At 54.8% G+C, this 18428-nt stretch carries 16 protein-coding genes; 11 read left to right on the top strand and 5 right to left on the bottom strand.

The window, feature by feature from the left end; genetic code table 11:
• Positions 1–99: 99 nt before the first annotated feature.
• From metF to metB, 3 genes are all read right to left on the bottom strand, one after another.
• The gene (gene metF / locus JOE25_RS24455) at positions 100–996 is read right to left on the bottom strand and encodes a methylenetetrahydrofolate reductase (protein ID WP_209640002.1); all 897 of its coding nucleotides are present in this window, start codon (positions 994–996) and stop codon (positions 100–102) included.
• A gap of 227 nt (positions 997–1223) precedes the next feature.
• Positions 1224–3659: a bifunctional aspartate kinase/homoserine dehydrogenase II gene (locus tag JOE25_RS24460; protein ID WP_209640004.1), complete on the bottom strand. Its 2436-nt coding sequence runs from the start codon at positions 3657–3659 to the stop codon at positions 1224–1226.
• 2 nt (positions 3660–3661) lie between these two features.
• Positions 3662–4822 carry a cystathionine gamma-synthase gene (gene metB, locus JOE25_RS24465; protein WP_209640007.1) on the bottom strand — a complete coding sequence of 387 codons (1161 nt, stop codon included), beginning with the start codon at positions 4820–4822 and terminating at the stop codon, positions 3662–3664.
• Between the two features lie 317 nt (positions 4823–5139).
• Here metB and metJ point away from each other — a divergent pair, with 317 nt between their 5' ends.
• Positions 5140–5457 (top strand): met regulon transcriptional regulator MetJ, encoded by a 318-nt coding sequence (metJ, locus tag JOE25_RS24470; protein ID WP_012147461.1) that lies wholly within the window; start codon positions 5140–5142, stop codon positions 5455–5457.
• A 77-nt stretch (positions 5458–5534) separates the two neighbouring features.
• Here the strand turns inward: metJ and rpmE are convergent, their stop codons facing one another.
• A complete protein-coding gene (rpmE, locus tag JOE25_RS24475; RefSeq protein WP_209640010.1) occupies positions 5535–5750 on the bottom strand; it encodes a 50S ribosomal protein L31 in 216 nt (71 codons plus the stop codon).
• Between the two features lie 197 nt (positions 5751–5947).
• Here rpmE and priA point away from each other — a divergent pair, with 197 nt between their 5' ends.
• The 7 genes from priA to rraA all read left to right on the top strand — a co-directional run bounded on the left by priA (position 5948) and on the right by rraA (position 14023).
• Positions 5948–8143 (top strand): primosomal protein N', encoded by a 2196-nt coding sequence (gene priA, locus JOE25_RS24480; protein WP_209640013.1) that lies wholly within the window; start codon positions 5948–5950, stop codon positions 8141–8143.
• 289 nt (positions 8144–8432) lie between these two features.
• Positions 8433–9461, top strand: a complete 1029-nt coding sequence (gene cytR, locus JOE25_RS24485; RefSeq protein ID WP_209640016.1) for a DNA-binding transcriptional regulator CytR — start codon at positions 8433–8435, stop codon at positions 9459–9461.
• Between the two features lie 65 nt (positions 9462–9526).
• Complete coding sequence (gene ftsN / locus JOE25_RS24490) at positions 9527–10468, top strand: cell division protein FtsN (protein WP_209640020.1); 942 nt, start codon at positions 9527–9529, stop codon at positions 10466–10468.
• Between the two features lie 102 nt (positions 10469–10570).
• Positions 10571–11101, top strand: coding sequence for an ATP-dependent protease subunit HslV (gene hslV / locus JOE25_RS24495; RefSeq protein WP_004953184.1), 531 nt, complete (start codon positions 10571–10573; stop codon positions 11099–11101).
• A 12-nt stretch (positions 11102–11113) separates the two neighbouring features.
• Positions 11114–12448, top strand: a complete 1335-nt coding sequence (gene hslU, locus JOE25_RS24500) for an HslU--HslV peptidase ATPase subunit (protein ID WP_209640023.1) — start codon at positions 11114–11116, stop codon at positions 12446–12448.
• A 91-nt stretch (positions 12449–12539) separates the two neighbouring features.
• The gene (locus JOE25_RS24505) at positions 12540–13457 is read left to right on the top strand and encodes a 1,4-dihydroxy-2-naphthoate polyprenyltransferase (RefSeq protein WP_209640026.1); all 918 of its coding nucleotides are present in this window, start codon (positions 12540–12542) and stop codon (positions 13455–13457) included.
• Positions 13458–13537: 80 nt separating this feature from the next.
• Positions 13538–14023 carry a ribonuclease E activity regulator RraA gene (gene rraA, locus JOE25_RS24510; RefSeq protein WP_020837546.1) on the top strand — a complete coding sequence of 162 codons (486 nt, stop codon included), beginning with the start codon at positions 13538–13540 and terminating at the stop codon, positions 14021–14023.
• Between the two features lie 56 nt (positions 14024–14079).
• Here rraA and zapB read toward each other — a convergent pair whose 3' ends face one another.
• A complete protein-coding gene (gene zapB / locus JOE25_RS24515) occupies positions 14080–14319 on the bottom strand; it encodes a septal ring assembly protein ZapB (RefSeq protein ID WP_012147470.1) in 240 nt (79 codons plus the stop codon).
• A gap of 539 nt (positions 14320–14858) precedes the next feature.
• Here zapB and JOE25_RS24520 point away from each other — a divergent pair.
• The 3 genes from JOE25_RS24520 to glpX all read left to right on the top strand — a co-directional run bounded on the left by JOE25_RS24520 (position 14859) and on the right by glpX (position 18396).
• Positions 14859–15704: an MIP/aquaporin family protein gene (locus JOE25_RS24520; RefSeq protein WP_037425575.1), complete on the top strand. Its 846-nt coding sequence runs from the start codon at positions 14859–14861 to the stop codon at positions 15702–15704.
• A 42-nt stretch (positions 15705–15746) separates the two neighbouring features.
• A complete protein-coding gene (gene glpK / locus JOE25_RS24525; protein WP_209640029.1) occupies positions 15747–17255 on the top strand; it encodes a glycerol kinase GlpK in 1509 nt (502 codons plus the stop codon).
• 130 nt (positions 17256–17385) lie between these two features.
• Positions 17386–18396 carry a class II fructose-bisphosphatase gene (gene glpX / locus JOE25_RS24530; protein WP_209640032.1) on the top strand — a complete coding sequence of 337 codons (1011 nt, stop codon included), beginning with the start codon at positions 17386–17388 and terminating at the stop codon, positions 18394–18396.
• Positions 18397–18428 lie beyond the last annotated feature (32 nt).

The raw sequence follows: 18428 nt of genomic DNA on the forward strand, positions 1-18428 counted from the left end.
TAAGCGACAAAGTACGGCCCCTGCTTCCAGAGGCCGTTTTTTTCCAATAAAAAGGGCGCTGTCATTGCACAGCGCCCTTTTCTTCATTCATCAATAAAATTAGGCAAGAGCCGCCGGACGCACACCCAGCGTGTGGCAAATGGCATAACTCATCTCGGCGCGGTTCAGCGTATAGAAATGGAAGTCTTTCACCCCTTCGCGGCTGAGGATCTTCACCATGTCCATCGCGATATTGGCACCGACCATTTTGCGGGTTTCGGCATCGTCATCCAGCCCTTCAAACATGCTGGTCATCCAGCTCGGCACCCGCACGTTGGTCATGGTGGCAAAACGCTGTAATTGCTTGAAGTTGGACACCGGCAGAATGCCCGGCACAATTTCCACGTCAATGCCGGTCGCAACGCAACGGTCACGAAACCGCAGGTAGCTTTCCACATCGAAAAAGAACTGGGTAATCGCACGGTTCGCACCAGCATCGATTTTACGCTTCAGGTTAATCAGGTCCGCCTGCGGGCTTTTGGCTTCTGGATGCACTTCAGGATAAGCCGCAACCGAAATGTCGAAATCGCCGACATCTTTAAGCAAAGCCACCAAATCGGTAGCGTACATGTCGGGCTTTCCGCCGCCCGGTGGCAAGTCACCACGCAGCGCCACAATATGGCGAATACCGCTGTTCCAATAGTCGGTCGCAATCTCACGCAGCTGATCTGGGCTGGCGTCGATACAGGTCAGGTGCGGGGCCGCATCCAGGCCAGTACGATCCTTAATCCCTTTGATAATGCTATGGGTACGATCACGCTCACCGGAGTTTGCGCCATAAGTCACAGAGACAAATTTAGGTTTCAGGCTGCTCAGACGATCGATGGACTGCCACAGGGTGTCTTCCATCTCGCTGGTGCGCGGCGGGAAGAACTCGAATGATACGTTAATCTGACCGTTTAACTCCGCCAGACTCTGATTCAGCGCTTCCCGCTGGTTTGCGTGAAAAAAACTCATACCCTGTCCGCCTCTTATCAATCACTGTTCTGCTTTATTTTAATAAGCGTCTATACGTTTAGACGTCTAGATAGAAAATGCCGTATGTTGGCTAAAGAGTCAACAGGAAAATGAGGGAAATAAGGTGATTAATCCTCACCCGTTAAGAGAAAGAATTTCATATTCAAAACAAGGATAATTATGGCAGGAAAAACGAGGGGTGCGGAGGATCCGCACCCACAAGGAAATTAAAGCAGTTGCGCCAAACGGTTAAGGTCTGACTGGATCGCACCGGCGGTGACATCACGACCCGCACCCGGACCGCGGATCACCAGTGGATTGTCTCGGTACCAACGGCTTTCGATGGCAAACACGTTATCACACGGCAACAGCGACGCCAGCGGGTGCTCAGGACGCACTGCTTCCACGCCGACACGAGCCTTGCCATTGGCATCGAAGCGCGCCACGTGTCGCAGCACCAGCCCCATTTCATTGGCGGCCTCAAAACGTTGCAGCATTTGCTGATTCAGCGCATCGCCGTTTTCGAAGAACTGATCGACAGAGCCCTGTTCAGCCCCTGCAGGCACCAGCGATTCGACGCGGACCTGGTTCGGTTCAATATCGTAACCCGCCTCACGCGCCAGGATCACCAACTTACGCATCACGTCCTGACCAGAGAGGTCAACCCGTGGATCCGGTTCTGTCAGCCCCTGCTGCCACGCCTGATCCACCAGCTCGGTGAACGGCACCGTGCCGTCGAACTGCAGGAACAACCAGGAAAGCGTACCCGAGAAGATGCCGCTTATCGCCAGAATGCTGTCACCGCTGTCGCGCAGGTCTCGTACCGTATGATTGACAGGCAGGCCCGCACCAACCGTGGCGTTATACAACCAATGGCGGCCCGTTTTGGCGAAGGCATCGCGAATTTGGCGATAGTTGTCGCTACAGGATGCCCCCGCAAGCTTATTGGCACTGATCACATGGAAACCATAGCTGGCGAAATCCAGATACTGCTCAGCCAGACTTTCACTGGCGGTGACATCAAGCACCACCAAATCGTCAAACGGGTGCGCACGCATCCACAGGAACAGTGACTCTTCGTCCAGTTCTTGCGCTTCGTCTTCAAAGAATGCCAATGCGCGGCTGGCGTCCAGGCCATCGTAGTTCAGCAAGCTGCGGCGACTGTCCACCACGCCAGCCAGGCTGAACTCAAACCCGCTGCGGGCGGAAATATTTTTCTGCTCGCGGGCAAACAGCTCCAGCCAACGTGCACCGATATTGCCTTTGCCGAACAGCACCAGACCAATACGTTTCTCGGCACGGAACAGGCTTTGGTGCAGGCCCTGAATCAGTAACCCGGTAGGCCCCTTGCGCAGCACCGCCACCATACTGATGCCATCTTCGGACTGCCAAATAAACTCTACCGGTTGGTCTTTCAGCTGTTGATAAAAACGATGACTGTGCAGCGGGTTCTTACACACACCGGCCCCCACCAGCGCCACCAGCGCCAACCCTTCACGCAGCTGCAGTTCACCCGGCAGCGCCGTATCCTGCAACGTACGCAGTACGCTGTTCACCACTTCCGAGGTGTAGCATAGCTGTATCAAGTTACGGTCCGGATGAATACCTACCGCCAGCGGTTTGATCTGCGCACGCTTGAGCACCAGATCCAGTTCTTTCTGTGCCAGCTTAAAATCATGTTGGCTGGCAACATTCAGCTCAATCAGGCACACATCATCATGACTGGTGACAATCTTCGCCCCCGTGCCAGAGGCGAGTACACGTTCGATACGCGTTGAGCCTTGTTCCGGCTGATAACTGCAACGCAGTTGAAGATCGATATCGCTACCGGATACCGGCTGCAGGGTGCGGGTGTGCAGCACAGGTGCCGCCAAACGCGCCAGTTCACTGGCTTCGTCCAAACGCAGCAGTGGCAGCAGGCAAGCGTCTTTTACCTTGCGCGGGTCGGCGCTGTAAACCCCTGCCACGTCACTCCAAATGGTCACGCGTTCCGCCCCGGCCAGCGCACCGACCTGGGTTGCAGAATAGTCACTGCCGTTACGCCCCAACAGCACGGTTTCACCGGCGTCGTTGCGTGAAATAAAGCCGGTCACCACCAAACGTTTACCCGGGTGTTGGGCCAACAACTGTTGCAACAACGGATAAGAACGGCCTTCGTCAACTTGCGGCTGAGCGGCGCGTTCCGCACGCAGGAAATCGCGCGCATCCAGCCAGGCCGCCTGCATGTCCAGCTTGTTCAGTACCGCTGCCATCAAGCGTGCAGACCAGATCTCGCCATGGCCAACCACCTCAGCGTAGATGACGTCGTCGAGCTTATCGTCCAGCAAGACTGCCAGACGCTCCAGATCCTGAATAAATTCGGCGATCAATGGCTCAGCGGTTTCCGGCGGTAACAGACCGCTTATTAATTCGCTGTGATAACGGCGTAACGTCTGCTGAACCTGATGTGCAGAAAGGCGATCGCTCTGGCTGAGCTTCAGCCAGCTGATCAGTTGGTTGGTGGTACTGCCGGCCGCCGACACCACCATCATGTCGCCTGGCTGGCTGTATTCGGCCATGATCCCGGCCACCCGCAGATAACACTTCACATCCGCCAGGCTACTGCCGCCAAACTTGTGCAGTTGACGCCCGCTCACCGGCCCTGCTACCGCAATTGCATTCATGCTTACCTCGTTGCCGCCGCCTGGAAGGCTCGTTCCAGATCGGCAATCAAATCTTCACTGTCTTCAATACCCACGGAGATACGCAGCAGGCTTTCGGAAATACCGGCCGCCGCACGGGCTTCCGCCGCCATACCTGCATGGGTCATGGTCGCTGCATGCGAGATCAGGCTTTCTACGCCGCCCAACGATTCTGCCAGAGTAAACAACTCAAGGGCAGACAGAAAACGGCGCAATAGCGCTTCGTCACCGTCCAGTTCAAAGCTGAGCATCGCGCCAAAGCCGCGTTGCTGACGACGTGCAATCTCGTGCCCAGGGTTCTGTGGCAGAGAAGGATGATACAGCTTTTTCACTAAGGGTTGCTGCTGTAAATAACTGACAATCGCTTCGGCGTTTTGTTGCGCTGCCTTAATGCGTGGTGACAGCGTACGCATGCCACGCAGCAGTAAATAGCTGTCGAACGCACCACCCGTCACGCCGATATTATTGGCCCACCAGGCCAGCTCAACCGCCAGATCTTTATCTTTGGCGATGACCGCTCCGGCCACAACGTCAGAATGACCATTGAGATACTTGGTGCAGGAGTGCACCACCAAATCCGCCCCCAGGCTGATAGGCTGCTGCAATGCCGGGCTGAGGAAGGTATTGTCCACCACCGTCAGCGCACCTGCTGCATGGGCAGCGTCACAAATAGCGGCGATATCCACCACCCGCAATAGCGGATTACTTGGGCTTTCAATCAGTACCAACTTGGGCTTTTGCGCCAACGCCTGCTGTAATGCCGTTTCATTCCCCTGATCGACAAACAGCACGCGGTAAGCACCACGCTTACTCAGGCTGTCGAACAGACGATAGCTACCGCCATAACAGTCATGCGGAGCCACCAGAAGATCGCCGGGTTGCAGGAACACGGTCGTCACCAGATGGATCGCCGACATCCCGCTACTGGTCATCACGGCCCCAGCCCCCCCTTCCAACTCGGCCAGTGCACGCTGCACCACATCGCGTGTCGGGTTACCGCGGCGTGAATAGTCATGAGCACGAGGCTGATTGAAGTCAGTAAAATTATAGGTACTGGATAGGTGGATCGGCGGAACAACGCAACCGTACTGTTCGTCATCGTTCAGGCCGCTACGTACGGCAATCGTGGCAGGTTTACGCGTCATAGGGTCTCTCGGCTCTCGGGATTCGGATGAATGAGGCCTAAAGATTAATCGCAGCAACGATAGACGTCAATACATCTGGACATCTAAACTTCTTTGCGTATAGATTGAGCAAAGCCATAATACCCGCTAAAATTATGCCAGTTTGATATGACGATACGATGTTAACCCGGAATGCATAGGCGACACCTATTGATCGTCAGCATTCAGTGACCCTGGTCGCGTAAAATTGACATTTATTTAGTGAGAACAGTGAAGATCGGGCATAATTGGCCGGTTTTTAGAATTTTGTAATTTTTCTGACAAATTTAAGGTGTCCCATGGCTGAGTGGAACGGCGAGTATGTCAGCCCTTACGCTGAACACGGTAAAAAAAGCGAGCAAGTAAAAAAAATCACGGTATCCATTCCGCTGAAGGTTCTGAAAATCCTCACCGATGAACGGACGCGTCGCCAGGTCAATAACCTGCGCCATGCCACCAACAGCGAATTGCTGTGCGAAGCATTTCTGCACGCCTTTACCGGCCAGCCGCTGCCGAACGACGAAGACCTGCGCAAAGAACGCAGCGATGAAATCCCGGAAGCCGCGAAACTGCTGATGCGTGAATTGGGTGTGGATCCCGATACCTGGGAATATTAAGTGCCGGTCTGCGAATGCAGAGGGTAGAAACGAAAAAAGGCGCCGAAGGCGCCTTTTTCATCTGACGATAAGAAATCTTATTTCTTAGCGCCTGGTACGCTGAAACGCTTGTTGAAGCGGTCAACGCGGCCACCGGTAGCAACGTCACGCTGCTTGCCAGTGTAGAACGGGTGGCATTCGCCACAAACGTCCAGGTTCAGATCGTGACCCACGGTAGAGCGGATTTTGATCACGTTACCGCAAGAGCAGTTAGCAGTAACTAATTCGTATTTTGGGTGGATACCTTGTTTCATGGGAAACCTCAGTTAAGGCCGTGTCGCTATCCAGCCCTGTTTCGCCAGACACCACACGTGGTTGATAATAAATTTGGTATCGAATTATACCAAAGGCGGCAAATTATACAGAATTAAAAGTGCCGCGCAATCGGATCCGTACATTTGCCGATGCGCCGTGTAAACTGATGGACTGTTTTTTTACTCTGGATGACCTCATGCCTGTTGTTCACGTTGCTTTGCCGGTACCCCTCGCCCGCACTTTCGACTATCTGCTGCCGCAAGATCTGCAGCCGGTAGTTGGCGCACGCGTGGGCGTTCCCTGGGGCAAACAACGGGCAATAGGTATCGTCACTGGCTGTAGCGAGACCAGCGAATTACCGCTAGATAAACTCAAGCCGATCGACAGCGTGATCGACAATGCGTCCCTGTTCTCAACCAGCCTGTGGCGCATTCTATGCTGGGCCAGTGACTATTATCATTACCCCATCGGCGAAGTGCTGTTTCACGCACTGCCGATCCTGCTGCGCCAGGGAAAGCCCGCCGAAACCGCGCCATTATGGCAGTGGTTTGCCACCGAGCAGGGCCGTGCCACCCTACCGGAAAGCCTCAAACGTGCGCCTAAACAGCAACAGGCCCTCGCCGCGCTGCTGCAGCGTCCTGTCTATCGTCATCAGGTCAGTGAGCTGGAGTTAACCGAAAGCGCGTTGCAAGCGTTACGCGCTAAGGGATTAGTCGACTTACGCGCCCAGACAGTCGCAACTCAGGACTGGCGGCCAGGCTTTGAAGTACTGGGTGAACGGCTGCGGCTCAACACCGAACAGGCCACGGCCGTAGGCGCCATCCGCAGCGAAGACGATCGGTTCGCCACCTGGTTGTTGGCCGGGGTCACGGGTTCCGGCAAGACTGAAGTCTATCTCAGCGTGCTGGAAAACATTCTGGCCAAGGGTAAGCAAGCGCTGGTACTGGTGCCGGAAATCGGCCTGACGCCGCAGACCATTGCCCGCTTTCGCGAGCGCTTTAACGCCCCGGTGGAGGTACTGCACTCCGGCCTCAACGACAGCGAGCGACTGGCGGTATGGCTGCGCGCCCGCAGTGGCGAGGCAGCGATTGTCATCGGCACCCGTTCGGCGCTGTTTACCCCGTTTTCAAACCTGGGCGTGATCATCATCGACGAAGAACACGACAGTTCTTATAAACAGCAGGAAGGGTGGCGTTATCACGCTCGCGACCTGGCGGTATTCCGTGCCCGTGAGGAAAACATCCCCATGGTGATGGGCACCGCCACGCCGGCGCTGGAAACCTTGCACAATGTGCAACTGGGCAAATATCGCCAGCTTAAACTCACCCAGCGCGCCGGAAACGCCAAACCCGCGACGCAGCACCTGATCGATCTGAAAGGGCTACCTCTAAAAGTGGGTCTGTCGCAGCCGTTGCTGAAAAGCATGCAACACCATTTGAAAGCCGGCAATCAGGTGATGCTGTTCCTTAATCGACGCGGCTACGCACCGGCGCTGTTGTGCCATGAATGCGGCTGGATCGCCGAATGCCAACGTTGCGATCATTACTACACCTTTCACCAGAACCAGCGGCAACTGCGCTGCCACCACTGTGACAGCCAACGCCCCGTGCCCCATCAGTGCCCACAGTGCGGATCAACGCATCTGGTGTCAGTCGGTGTCGGCACCGAGCAGTTGGAAAATGAGCTGGCGCCACTGTTCCCAGAAACGCCAATCACCCGTATCGATCGCGATACCACCAGCCGTAAAGGCTCGCTCGAACAGCACCTGGCAGATATCCACCGTGGCGGTTCACGCATTTTGATCGGCACTCAAATGTTGGCAAAAGGCCACCATTTCCCAGATGTAACGTTAGTGGCACTTCTGGACGTTGACGGTGCACTGTTCTCTGCTGACTTCCGGTCCGCCGAGCGCTTTGCCCAGTTGTATACCCAGGTTTCAGGCCGAGCAGGCCGTGCGGGAAAAGCGGGTGAGGTGTTGTTGCAAACACACCACCCGGAACACCCGTTACTGCAAATACTGCTTCAACAGGGCTACGATGCCTTTGCCAAACAGACACTGGCTGAACGCAATAGTGTGTTCCTTCCGCCGTATACCAGTCATATCATCGTGCGCTCGGAAGATCACGATAACCAGCAGGCGCCGCAATTCCTGCAGCAACTGCGTAATCTGTTGGAAGCCAGCCCACTAAAAGATGATTCGCTCTGGGTGATGGGGCCAGTTCCTGCACTGCAATCGAAACGCGGTGGGCGCTTCCGCTGGCAGCTCTTGCTGCAACACCCTTCACGGCGGGTGTTACAACAGTTGATGAAGAGTTCCTTGCCACTGGTCGGCACTCTGCCACAGGCACGTAAGGTGAAATGGACGCTAGACATCGATCCGATAGACAGCTGAACCCAGAAAAGTCTGATTCAGTTCATGCAATGCAAACGTTTACCCTTGAAATTGCGAGCGAACGCTAAAAAACCTTCCTGGGTCACACTTTTTATGCAAATTAGGTAACAAAGGCAGGACATATTCTGTTTAGAATGTCTGTGAAGGCAATTTTGTCACCGATTGCAGCACCGTGACCGAATGTTTAAGCGCGGATGGCGCTAAATCATAACAACACCACCGCACGCCAGAATTTGTGAGCAAACTGAAGCAGTCGCGTTGGCATGGGGCTAACGCAAGGAGAAAGGCGTTGGAACACAAGAAAGAATTATCCATGGCAACCATGAAAGACGTTGCCGAAATGGCGGGCGTTTCAACGGCAACCGTATCGCGTGCGTTGATGAATCCGGAAAAGGTGTCAACGCCGACGCGTCAGAAAGTGGAACAGGCCGTGCTGGCCGTTGGCTATTCTCCCCACGCCCTCTCCCGTAATATCAAACGCAACGAATCCCGCACCATCCTGGTGATCGTCCCCGACATTTGCGATCCGTTTTTTGCCGACGTGATCCAGGGGATCGAGCAAACAGCGGCACAACAGGGCTATCTGGTGCTCATTGGCGACTGTGCGCAGCAAAATCAGCAGGAACGCACCTTTGTTAATCTGATTATTACCAAACAAATCGACGGCATGCTGCTGCTCGGCTCAAACTTACCCTTCGATGCCAGTAAAGAAGAACAACGTAATCTGCCACCGATGGTGATGGCCAACGAGTTTGCTCCGGAACTGGAACTGCCGACGGTACACATCGATAATCTGACGGCCGCCTTCGAAGCCGTACATTATTTACATCAGCTCGGACACAAACAAATCGCCTGTGTCGCCGGGCCTGAACAGATGCCGCTCAGCCATTATCGGTTGCAAGGTTACATTCAGGCGCTACGTCGTAATGGCATTAGCGTCGAAAGCAGCTATATTACCCGGGGTGATTTCACCTACGAAGCTGGCGCTCAGGCGCTGGCGGCGCTGATGGCACAGCCAAAACCACCGACGGCAATTTTCTGCCACAGTGACGTCATGGCGATCGGCGTGTTGTCGCAGGCGAAAAAAATGGGGCTGCGCGTACCGCAAGACCTTTCCATCGTCGGCTTTGATGACATCAAATTGGCGCAATATTGCGATCCACCGTTAACCACAGTGGCTCAACCGCGCTACCAGATTGGCCAGCAAGCAATGCTGTTGCTGTTGGAGCAGTTGCACGGACAGACCGTGGCAAGCGGCTCCCGGCTTTTGGACAGTGAATTGATTATCAGAGGCAGCACCGCTGCCCCTAAACGCTAGTCAAATATTTTAGGGTTCAGTAACATGACGGACTTATCCCCTCATCAGGACACAGCGGAATAATAGTGGCACAAAAAGACTATGTAAGCCGTGGGCGCGCAGCAGGAGCTAAGCGTAAACCCCCCAGCCGTAAAAAACGCAGTTCTCCGAAGGTCTCCAAAACCGTGTTGGCGTTGGCCGTCGCACTGCTGGTGATTTTTATCGGTGGCCTCTATTTCATTACGCACAACAAGCCGGATGACGCGCCGCTGCTGCCTGTGCACAACACGCGTCCGGGTAACGGCCTACCGCCGAAACCGGAAGAGCGTTGGCGCTACATCAAAGAGCTGGAAAATCGTCAGATTGGCGTACAAACCCCGACCGAACCTACGGCCGGCGGCGAAGCCAGTTCCAAAACACAGCTGACGGCTGAACAGCGCCAACTGCTGGATCAGATGCAGGCGGATATGCAACAGCGCCCAACGCAGCTCAATGAAGTGCCGTATAACGATCCTTCACAAGCCGCAGCGCGCAATAATCGTCAGCAGCAAATGCAACAACAGCAGGTACAGCAACAACCCATACAGCAGCAACCACAGGTAACGCAGCCGCGTAATCCGTTCAACAACGGCGCGACGACGCAACCTGTGCAGCAACAGGCCCAGCCGAAACCTAAACCGCAACCGGTCACACAACCGCCGGTGCAGGTTAAGCACCCTGAACCAAAACCGCAGCCGAAACCTGAGACCAAGCCGGAAGTCAGTCAGGAAACGGCCAAGCAGGAAACCAAGCCAGAATCGAAGCAGAAGTGGATGGTGCAGTGCGGTTCATTCCGTGCGACCGATCAGGCAGAGTCTGTGCGTGCACGCCTGGCGTTTGAAGGCATCGAAAGCCGCATTACGGCGGGTGGTGGCTGGAATCGCGTGGTGCTCGGCCCTTACAGCAGCCGGGCTGTTGCGGACAAAACCCTGTCGCGCCTGAAGGGCGTAGGCATGTCAAGTTGCATTCCCCTCTCCGTTGGGGGTTGAAAAGCGTCAATCCCCCCCCATCTATACTCTCAATATGCCTCGTAGTGTCTGCGCAAGCAGATGCTGCGAGGGCTTCTTTCCGTCTTCAACGAGGGTCTGCTCGTGACAACAATTGTAAGCGTACGCCGCAACGGCCAGGTAGTGATCGGTGGCGATGGCCAGGCCACCTTGGGCAATACGGTAATGAAGGGCAACGTCAAGAAAGTACGTCGCCTGTATAACGACAAAGTGATTGCTGGTTTTGCCGGTGGTACAGCGGATGCCTTTACGCTGTTTGAGCTGTTCGAGCGCAAGCTGGAAATGCACCAAGGTCACCTGGTGAAAGCCGCCGTTGAACTGGCGAAAGACTGGCGTACTGACCGCATGCTGCGCAAACTCGAAGCCCTGCTGGCTGTCGCAGATGAACACTCTTCGCTGATCATCACCGGCAACGGTGACGTGATCCAGCCTGAAAACGATTTGATTGCGATTGGCTCCGGCGGCCCGTACGCCCAGGCAGCCGCTCGTGCGATGTTGGAAAATACCGAACTGAGCGCCCGCGAAATTGTTGATAAGTCCCTCAACATCGCCGGTGATATCTGTATTTACACCAACCATTTCCACACCATTGAAGAATTGCCTTCCAAAGCGTAAGGATCGAATACTATGTCTGAAATGACCCCGCGCGAGATCGTCAGCGAACTGGACAGCTACATCATTGGCCAGAACAAAGCCAAGCGTGCCGTTGCCATTGCCCTGCGTAACCGCTGGCGCCGGATGCAGCTTAACGAGATGCTGCGCCATGAAGTCACGCCAAAGAATATTCTTATGATCGGCCCGACCGGTGTCGGTAAAACTGAAATTGCCCGTCGTCTGGCAAAACTGGCTAACGCCCCGTTCATCAAGGTTGAAGCCACCAAGTTCACCGAAGTGGGCTACGTCGGCAAAGAAGTGGATTCGATTATCCGCGATCTGACCGATGCCGCGATCAAAATGGTGCGCTTGCAGTCGATCGATAAGAACCGTACCCGTGCCGAAGAACTGGCGGAAGAACGCATTCTCGACGTGCTGATCCCACCGGCCAAGAACAACTGGGGCCAGGCGGAAGAACATCAAGAGCCGTCTGCTGCTCGCCAGGCATTCCGCAAGAAACTGCGTGAAGGCCAGTTGGACGACAAAGAAATTGAGATCGATCTGGCTGCTGCGCCGATGGGTGTAGAAATCATGGCACCTCCCGGCATGGAAGAGATGACCAACCAGCTGCAATCAATGTTCCAAAACCTCGGTGGTCAAAAACAGAAGCCACGTAAGTTGAAGATCAAAGAAGCCTTCAAGCTGCTGGTAGAAGAAGAAGCCGCCAAACTGGTTAACCCGGAAGAGCTGAAAGAGCAAGCAATTGAAGCGGTTGAGCAACACGGCATCGTGTTCATCGACGAAATCGACAAAATCTGTAAGCGTGGTGGCCAAAGCTCCGGTCCTGACGTGTCTCGTGAAGGCGTGCAGCGTGACCTGCTGCCACTGGTGGAAGGCTGCACTGTCTCTACCAAGCACGGCATGGTGAAAACCGATCACATTCTGTTTATCGCCTCCGGTGCGTTCCAGACCGCCAGCCCATCAGACTTGATTCCGGAACTGCAGGGCCGCCTGCCAATCCGCGTTGAGCTGCAAGCGCTGACCACTGAAGATTTCGAGCGTATCCTGACCGAACCAAGCGCATCGTTGACTGAGCAATACAAAGCGCTGATGGGTACTGAAGGCGTGAATATCGAATTCACCGCTGAAGGCATCCGCCGTATCGCTGAAGCCGCATGGCAGGTTAACGAAACGACCGAAAACATCGGTGCACGTCGCTTACACACCGTGCTTGAGCGTCTGATGGAAGATATTTCCTATGATGCGAGTGAAATTAACGGTCAATCCATTACAATTGATGCGGATTACGTACGTAATCATCTGGATGAACTGGTAGCAGATGAAGATTTGAGTCGTTTTATCCTATAATCGCTCAATCATGTCCAGTCAGTCATCTGTGGGAGGCATTGCCTCCCACAATTATTTCTAACGGACACAGCCACTTACTCTGAAGCGAAAAATGAGCTCATCAACAACCACCTCACCGGCCAGAGCCTGGCTTGAAAGTTTACGGCCACGCACCTTGCCGCTGGCCTTTGCATCTATCGTCGTCGGTTCCGCCATTGCCGCCTGGCAAGGCAGCTTGAAACCTGGCGTCGCACTGCTGGCCTTGTTGACCGCCGGCCTACTGCAAATTCTCTCCAACCTGGCGAACGACTATGGCGATGCGGTAAAAGGCAGCGACAAAGAAGACCGCATCGGGCCGCTACGCGGTATGCAAAAAGGCATGATCACCCAAGCGCAGATGAAACGCGCTCTGGTGGTGACGGTGGTGTTGATCGCCATCGCAGGCTGTTCACTGATCGCCGTCGCCTGTGAACAACCCAGCGACGTCGTGGGCTTCCTGGTACTGGGTGGGCTTTCTATCGTCGCAGCCATTACCTATACCGTCGGTACCAAACCCTATGGCTATCTGGGGCTAGGCGACATCTCGGTGCTGGTATTCTTCGGCTGGCTGAGCGTAGCGGGTACCTACTACCTGCAAACCCACACGTTTGACAGTATTGTGATGCTGCCAGCCACCGCATGCGGCCTGCTGGCAACCGCAGTGCTCAACATCAACAATTTGCGCGATATCGAAAGCGATCGTGCCAACGGTAAAAATACCCTGGCGGTACGCCTTGGGCCACAGAATGCGCGCTATTACCACGTCGCGTTGCTGATCGGGGCCGTAGCCTGCTTCGCGCTGTTCACACTGCTTAATTTGCATGGCCTGTGGGGCTGGCTGTTTGTGCTGGCGATCCCCCTCTTGGTACGCCATGGCCTGCGCGTGCTGCGCGATCCAACACCAGCCGGTATGCGGCCGATGCTGGAACACATGGTCAAGGCAGCTCTTCTGGCCAATGTGCTGTTCGCTATCGGCGTGGTGCTCAGTTAGACATCGAACTGATGATTTTGCCAACAGGGCGAATAAAGGGATATACTGGTTATTCCAGCGGCAAACAGACGTAAAATCCTATGAAATACGATACTTCCGAACTTTGCGACATCTATCATGAAGAGGTGAACGTAGTTGAGCCTCTATTCTCCAATTTTGGCGGGCGTACTTCATTTGGCGGGCAAATCACTACGGTGAAATGCTTTGAGGATAACGGCCTGTTATTCGAGCTACTTGAAGAAAACGGGCGCGGTCGCGTTCTGGTGATTGACGGTGGCGGCTCAGTACGCCGTGCTCTGATCAATGCAGAATTGGCGCGTCTGGCAACCCAGAACGAATGGGAAGGCATCGTGGTATACGGTGCCGTGCGTCAGGTGGACGATTTGGAAGAACTGGATATCGGCATTCAGGCGATGGCAGCCATTCCTGTCGGCGCCGCCAGTGAAAGCATTGGTGAAAGCGACATCCGCGTTAACTTTGGCGGTGTGACGTTCTTCTCCGGTGACCATTTGTACGCCGACAATACCGGTATTATTCTGTCTGAAGACCCGCTCGACATCGAGTAATCTTCAGATATGAAAAAGGGCGCCTAAGGCGCCCTTTTCGATCGTGCAATACGGAATCAGACTTCTTCCATTTTGCCCAACAGCGCGCGCAAGCGATCTTGCCATACGTGCTGCTCTTCTTTCAGTTGCTGGTTTTCACGTACCAGCGATTCGTGGTTGCCAGAGGCAGCCTGAACTTCCTGAGACAGAGTATTGTTTTTGTCTTTCAGCTCTTCAATTTCCATCTGCAGCAGGGTGATGGTATCGATCGCCTGCTGAACTTTTGATTCCAATTTCTCAAATACTTCAAATGACATGCTTCAGTCCCCTCATGATAGCAAGGCGTACATCTATAGGTAACGGCCGCAACTCAGGTTGCAACTGCTGCGAATATGCATCGCGCCAAGTGACACACGCTTTTATTGAAAATAACGCGCCTGTCCCGATAAAACGCTTCTTTCGATAAAAACGATTGTAAGTAGCCTGTCCCCGACTGTCTAGCAACATCCGGCTCATCGCGCAGTCTGTTGCAATTTTCCTGCCTTCGCCATCAGCAAAAACTGAAAATACCCGCAGCCCGCAAAATCGGTTTGTTAACAATCGGTGGCGAAAGCACTGGTCAGATCACACTTTTATGGCGCAGAAAGAACACAGAACGACGCGAATTCGCTCAATTTTATGACGAAGCACACACATTTTGATTTCGCTATTTCTCGTTTATGTTCGTTAACGATAAATTTACATCACGTCCTCAATTAATAATTGGACGAGATGAAAAAACTGTACCCATAGGCCAAATCGATACGCTCGCTGAGCCTATAAACCTATAACCGCCGTTTTGCAGGACAACAACATTATGAGCCAAACCACCAGTCCGACCCTAAAAGGCCAGTGCATCGCTGAGTTCCTCGGCACCGGCCTGTTGATATTCTTTGGCGTAGGCTGCGTTGCCGCGCTGAAACTGGCTGGCGCCAGCTTCGGCCAATGGGAAATCAGTATCATTTGGGGCCTCGGCGTTGCCATGGCTATCTATCTGACCGCTGCCATCTCCGGTGCGCATCTCAACCCGGCAGTCACCATTGCACTGTGGCTGTTCGCCTGCTTTGACGGACGCAAAGTACTTCCTTACATTGTCGCGCAGATCGCCGGAGCCTTCTGCGCAGCAGCCTTGGTCTACGGGTTGTATTACAACCTGTTCTACGACTTTGAAGCAGCCAATCATATGGTTCGCGGCAGTGATGCAAGCCTTGCCCTGGCTGGCATCTTCTCCACTTATCCTAACGCGCACATTTCTGTCGGCCAAGCCTTCCTGGTAGAGACCGTAATTACCGCAATTCTGATGTGCCTGATCTTGGCGCTGACCGACGACGGCAACGGCATTCCGCGTGGCCCACTGGCCCCTCTGTTAATTGGTATTCTGATTGCCGTGATCGGCGCCTCTATGGGACCATTGACCGGCTTTGCTCTGAACCCAGCGCGTGACTTCGGTCCTAAAATGTTCGCTTATCTGGCGGGCTGGGGCAAAGTGGCCTTCACCGGTGCACGTGATATCCCGTACTTCCTGGTGCCAATTTTTGGTCCAATCATCGGGGCCTGCCTGGGTGCCTTCGGCTACCGCATGCTCATTGGCCGCAATCTGCCGTGTGACGTTTGCGTAGAAGAAGAAAAACCCGCCGCCAAGGCTCAGCAGCGTAAAGCGTGATTGGCACAGTTTAAAACGGTTAACAACAGCAGGACTAAAATCATGACTGTAGAAAAAAAATACATTGTCGCGCTCGACCAGGGAACCACCAGTTCACGTGCCGTAGTGCTAGACCACGATGCCAATATTGTTGCGGTATCCCAGCGTGAGTTCACGCAGATTTACCCGAAAGCGGGCTGGGTTGAGCATGACCCGATGGAGATTTGGTCATCGCAGAGCTCAACGCTGGTAGAAGTGCTGGCGAAGGCCGACATCAATTCCGATCAAATCGCCGGTATCGGTATCACCAACCAGCGCGAAACCACCATCGTCTGGGAGAAAGAGACCGGTAAGCCAATTTATAACGCCATCGTCTGGCAATGCCGTCGTACCGCTGACATTTGCGAGAAGCTCAAACGCGATGGCATGGAAGAGTACATCCGTCACAACACCGGCCTGGTGGTTGACCCGTACTTCTCCGGCACCAAAGTTAAATGGATCCTGGATAACGTAGAAGGCGCCCGTGAACGCGCCAAACGCGGCGAGCTGCTGTTCGGTACCGTCGATACCTGGCTAGTGTGGAAAATGACCCAAGGGCGGGTGCATGTGACCGATTACACCAACGCCTCGCGTACCATGATGTTCAATATCCATGAGCTGGACTGGGATGAGCGCATGCTGGAAGCGCTGGATATCCCGCGTGCCATGTTGCCAAAAGTCCGCCCTTCCTCGGAAGTGTACGGCCAGACCAACATCGGGGGTAAAGGCGGTACACGTATTCCAATCGCCGGCATCGCGGGTGACCAACAGGCGGCGCTGTATGGCCAACTGTGCGTGCAACCGGGCATGGCGAAAAACACCTACGGCACCGGTTGCTTCCTGTTGATGAACACCGGCAAAGAAGCAGTACGTTCTAACCACGGCCTGCTGACCACTATCGCTTGCGGTCCACGCGGCGAAGTGAACTACGCGCTGGAAGGGGCAGTATTCATCGGCGGCGCGTCTATTCAATGGTTGCGTGATGAACTGAAATTGATCAGTGATGCAGCCGACTCCGAATACTTTGCCACCAAGGTGAAAGACAGTAATGGCGTGTACGTGGTGCCAGCCTTCACCGGTTTGGGCGCCCCTTATTGGGACCCGTATGCCCGTGGTGCAATCTTCGGTCTGACTCGCGGCGCGAACAGCAACCACATCATCCGTGCAACGTTGGAGTCTATCGCTTACCAAACGCGCGACGTGCTGGATGCCATGCAGGCTGACTCCAACACCCGCCTGCAATCGCTGCGTGTGGACGGTGGCGCCGTTGCTAACAACTTCCTGATGCAGTTCCAGTCTGACATCCTCGGCACCCGTGTAGAGCGTCCTGAAGTGCGTGAGTCGACTGCACTGGGCGCAGCCTTCCTGGCGGGTCTGGCTATCGGCTATTGGAATGACCTGGATGAGGTGAAGAGCAAGGCGGTTATCGAGCGCGAATTCCGTCCGAGCATTGAAACCACCGAACGTAACTTCCGTTACAGCGGCTGGAAAAAAGCGGTTGCCCGTGCACAAGCATGGGAAGAACACGATTAACGCCGCTCTGCGTTGTTAACCCCTATCACGCGCTGCCTTCGGGCGGCGCGTTTTTTTTGCACCGCCCTCCCCGTAGCCCCTGTGATAAACTTTGCCGATATTTTCTTCCTTCTCACAGACAGGTTTTGCCATGAAACGTGAATTAGCCATCGAATTTTCCCGCGTGACCGAAGCCGCCGCGCTGGCGGGCTACAAATGGCTGGGACGCGGCGACAAGAATGCCGCTGACGGCGCGGCGGTCAACGCCATGCGTATTATGCTCAATAAAGTGGATATCGATGGCCGCATCGTGATCGGCGAAGGCGAGATTGATGAAGCACCGATGCTGTATATCGGTGAGCAGGTCGGCAGTGGCCAAGGTGACGCGGTAGACATCGCAGTCGATCCGATCGAAGGCACCCGCATGACCGCCATGGGCCAGTCCAACGCGCTGGCGGTATTGGCGGTAGGCGATCGCGGTACCTTCCTGCACGCGCCGGACATGTACATGGAGAAGCTGGTGGTCGGCCCGGCAGCACGCGGCGCCATCGATCTCACATTGCCGCTGGCAGAGAACCTGCAGAATGTAGCGGCACGATTGGGCAAACCCTTGTCGCAGCTGACAGTGATCGTGCTGGCCAAGCCGCGACACGACGGCGTTATCGGCCACATGCAACAGCTCGGGGTCCGCGTCTTTGCCATCCCTGACGGCGACGTGGCGGCCTCTATCCTGACCTGTATGCCTGACAGCGAAGTCGACGTGATGTATGGCATCGGCGGCGCACCTGAAGGGGTAATTTCCGCAGCGGTCATCCGCGCACTGGACGGTGATATGCAGGCACGGCTGTTACCACGCCACCAGGTGAAGGGGGAAAGTGCCGAGAATCGCCGCATCGGCGAAGAAGAGCTGGCACGCTGCAAAGAGATGGGGATTGAAGCCGGTAAGGTGTTGATGCTCGATGACATGGCGCGCAACGACAACGTCATTTTCTCCGCGACCGGTATCACCAAAGGCGACCTACTGGAAGGGATCAGCCGTCAAGGTAATATGGCCACCACGGAGACGCTGTTAATCCGCGGTAAATCACGCACCATTCGCCGCATTCGTTCAACCCATTATCTGGATCGCAAAGACCCGGCACTGCACGAATTCCTGCTGTAATGAAACAGGGCGCCGATGGCGCCCTGCTCGTT

The organism is Serratia sp. PL17, from assembly GCF_017832355.1.
Taxonomy (GTDB): Bacteria; Pseudomonadota; Gammaproteobacteria; order Enterobacterales; family Enterobacteriaceae; genus Serratia.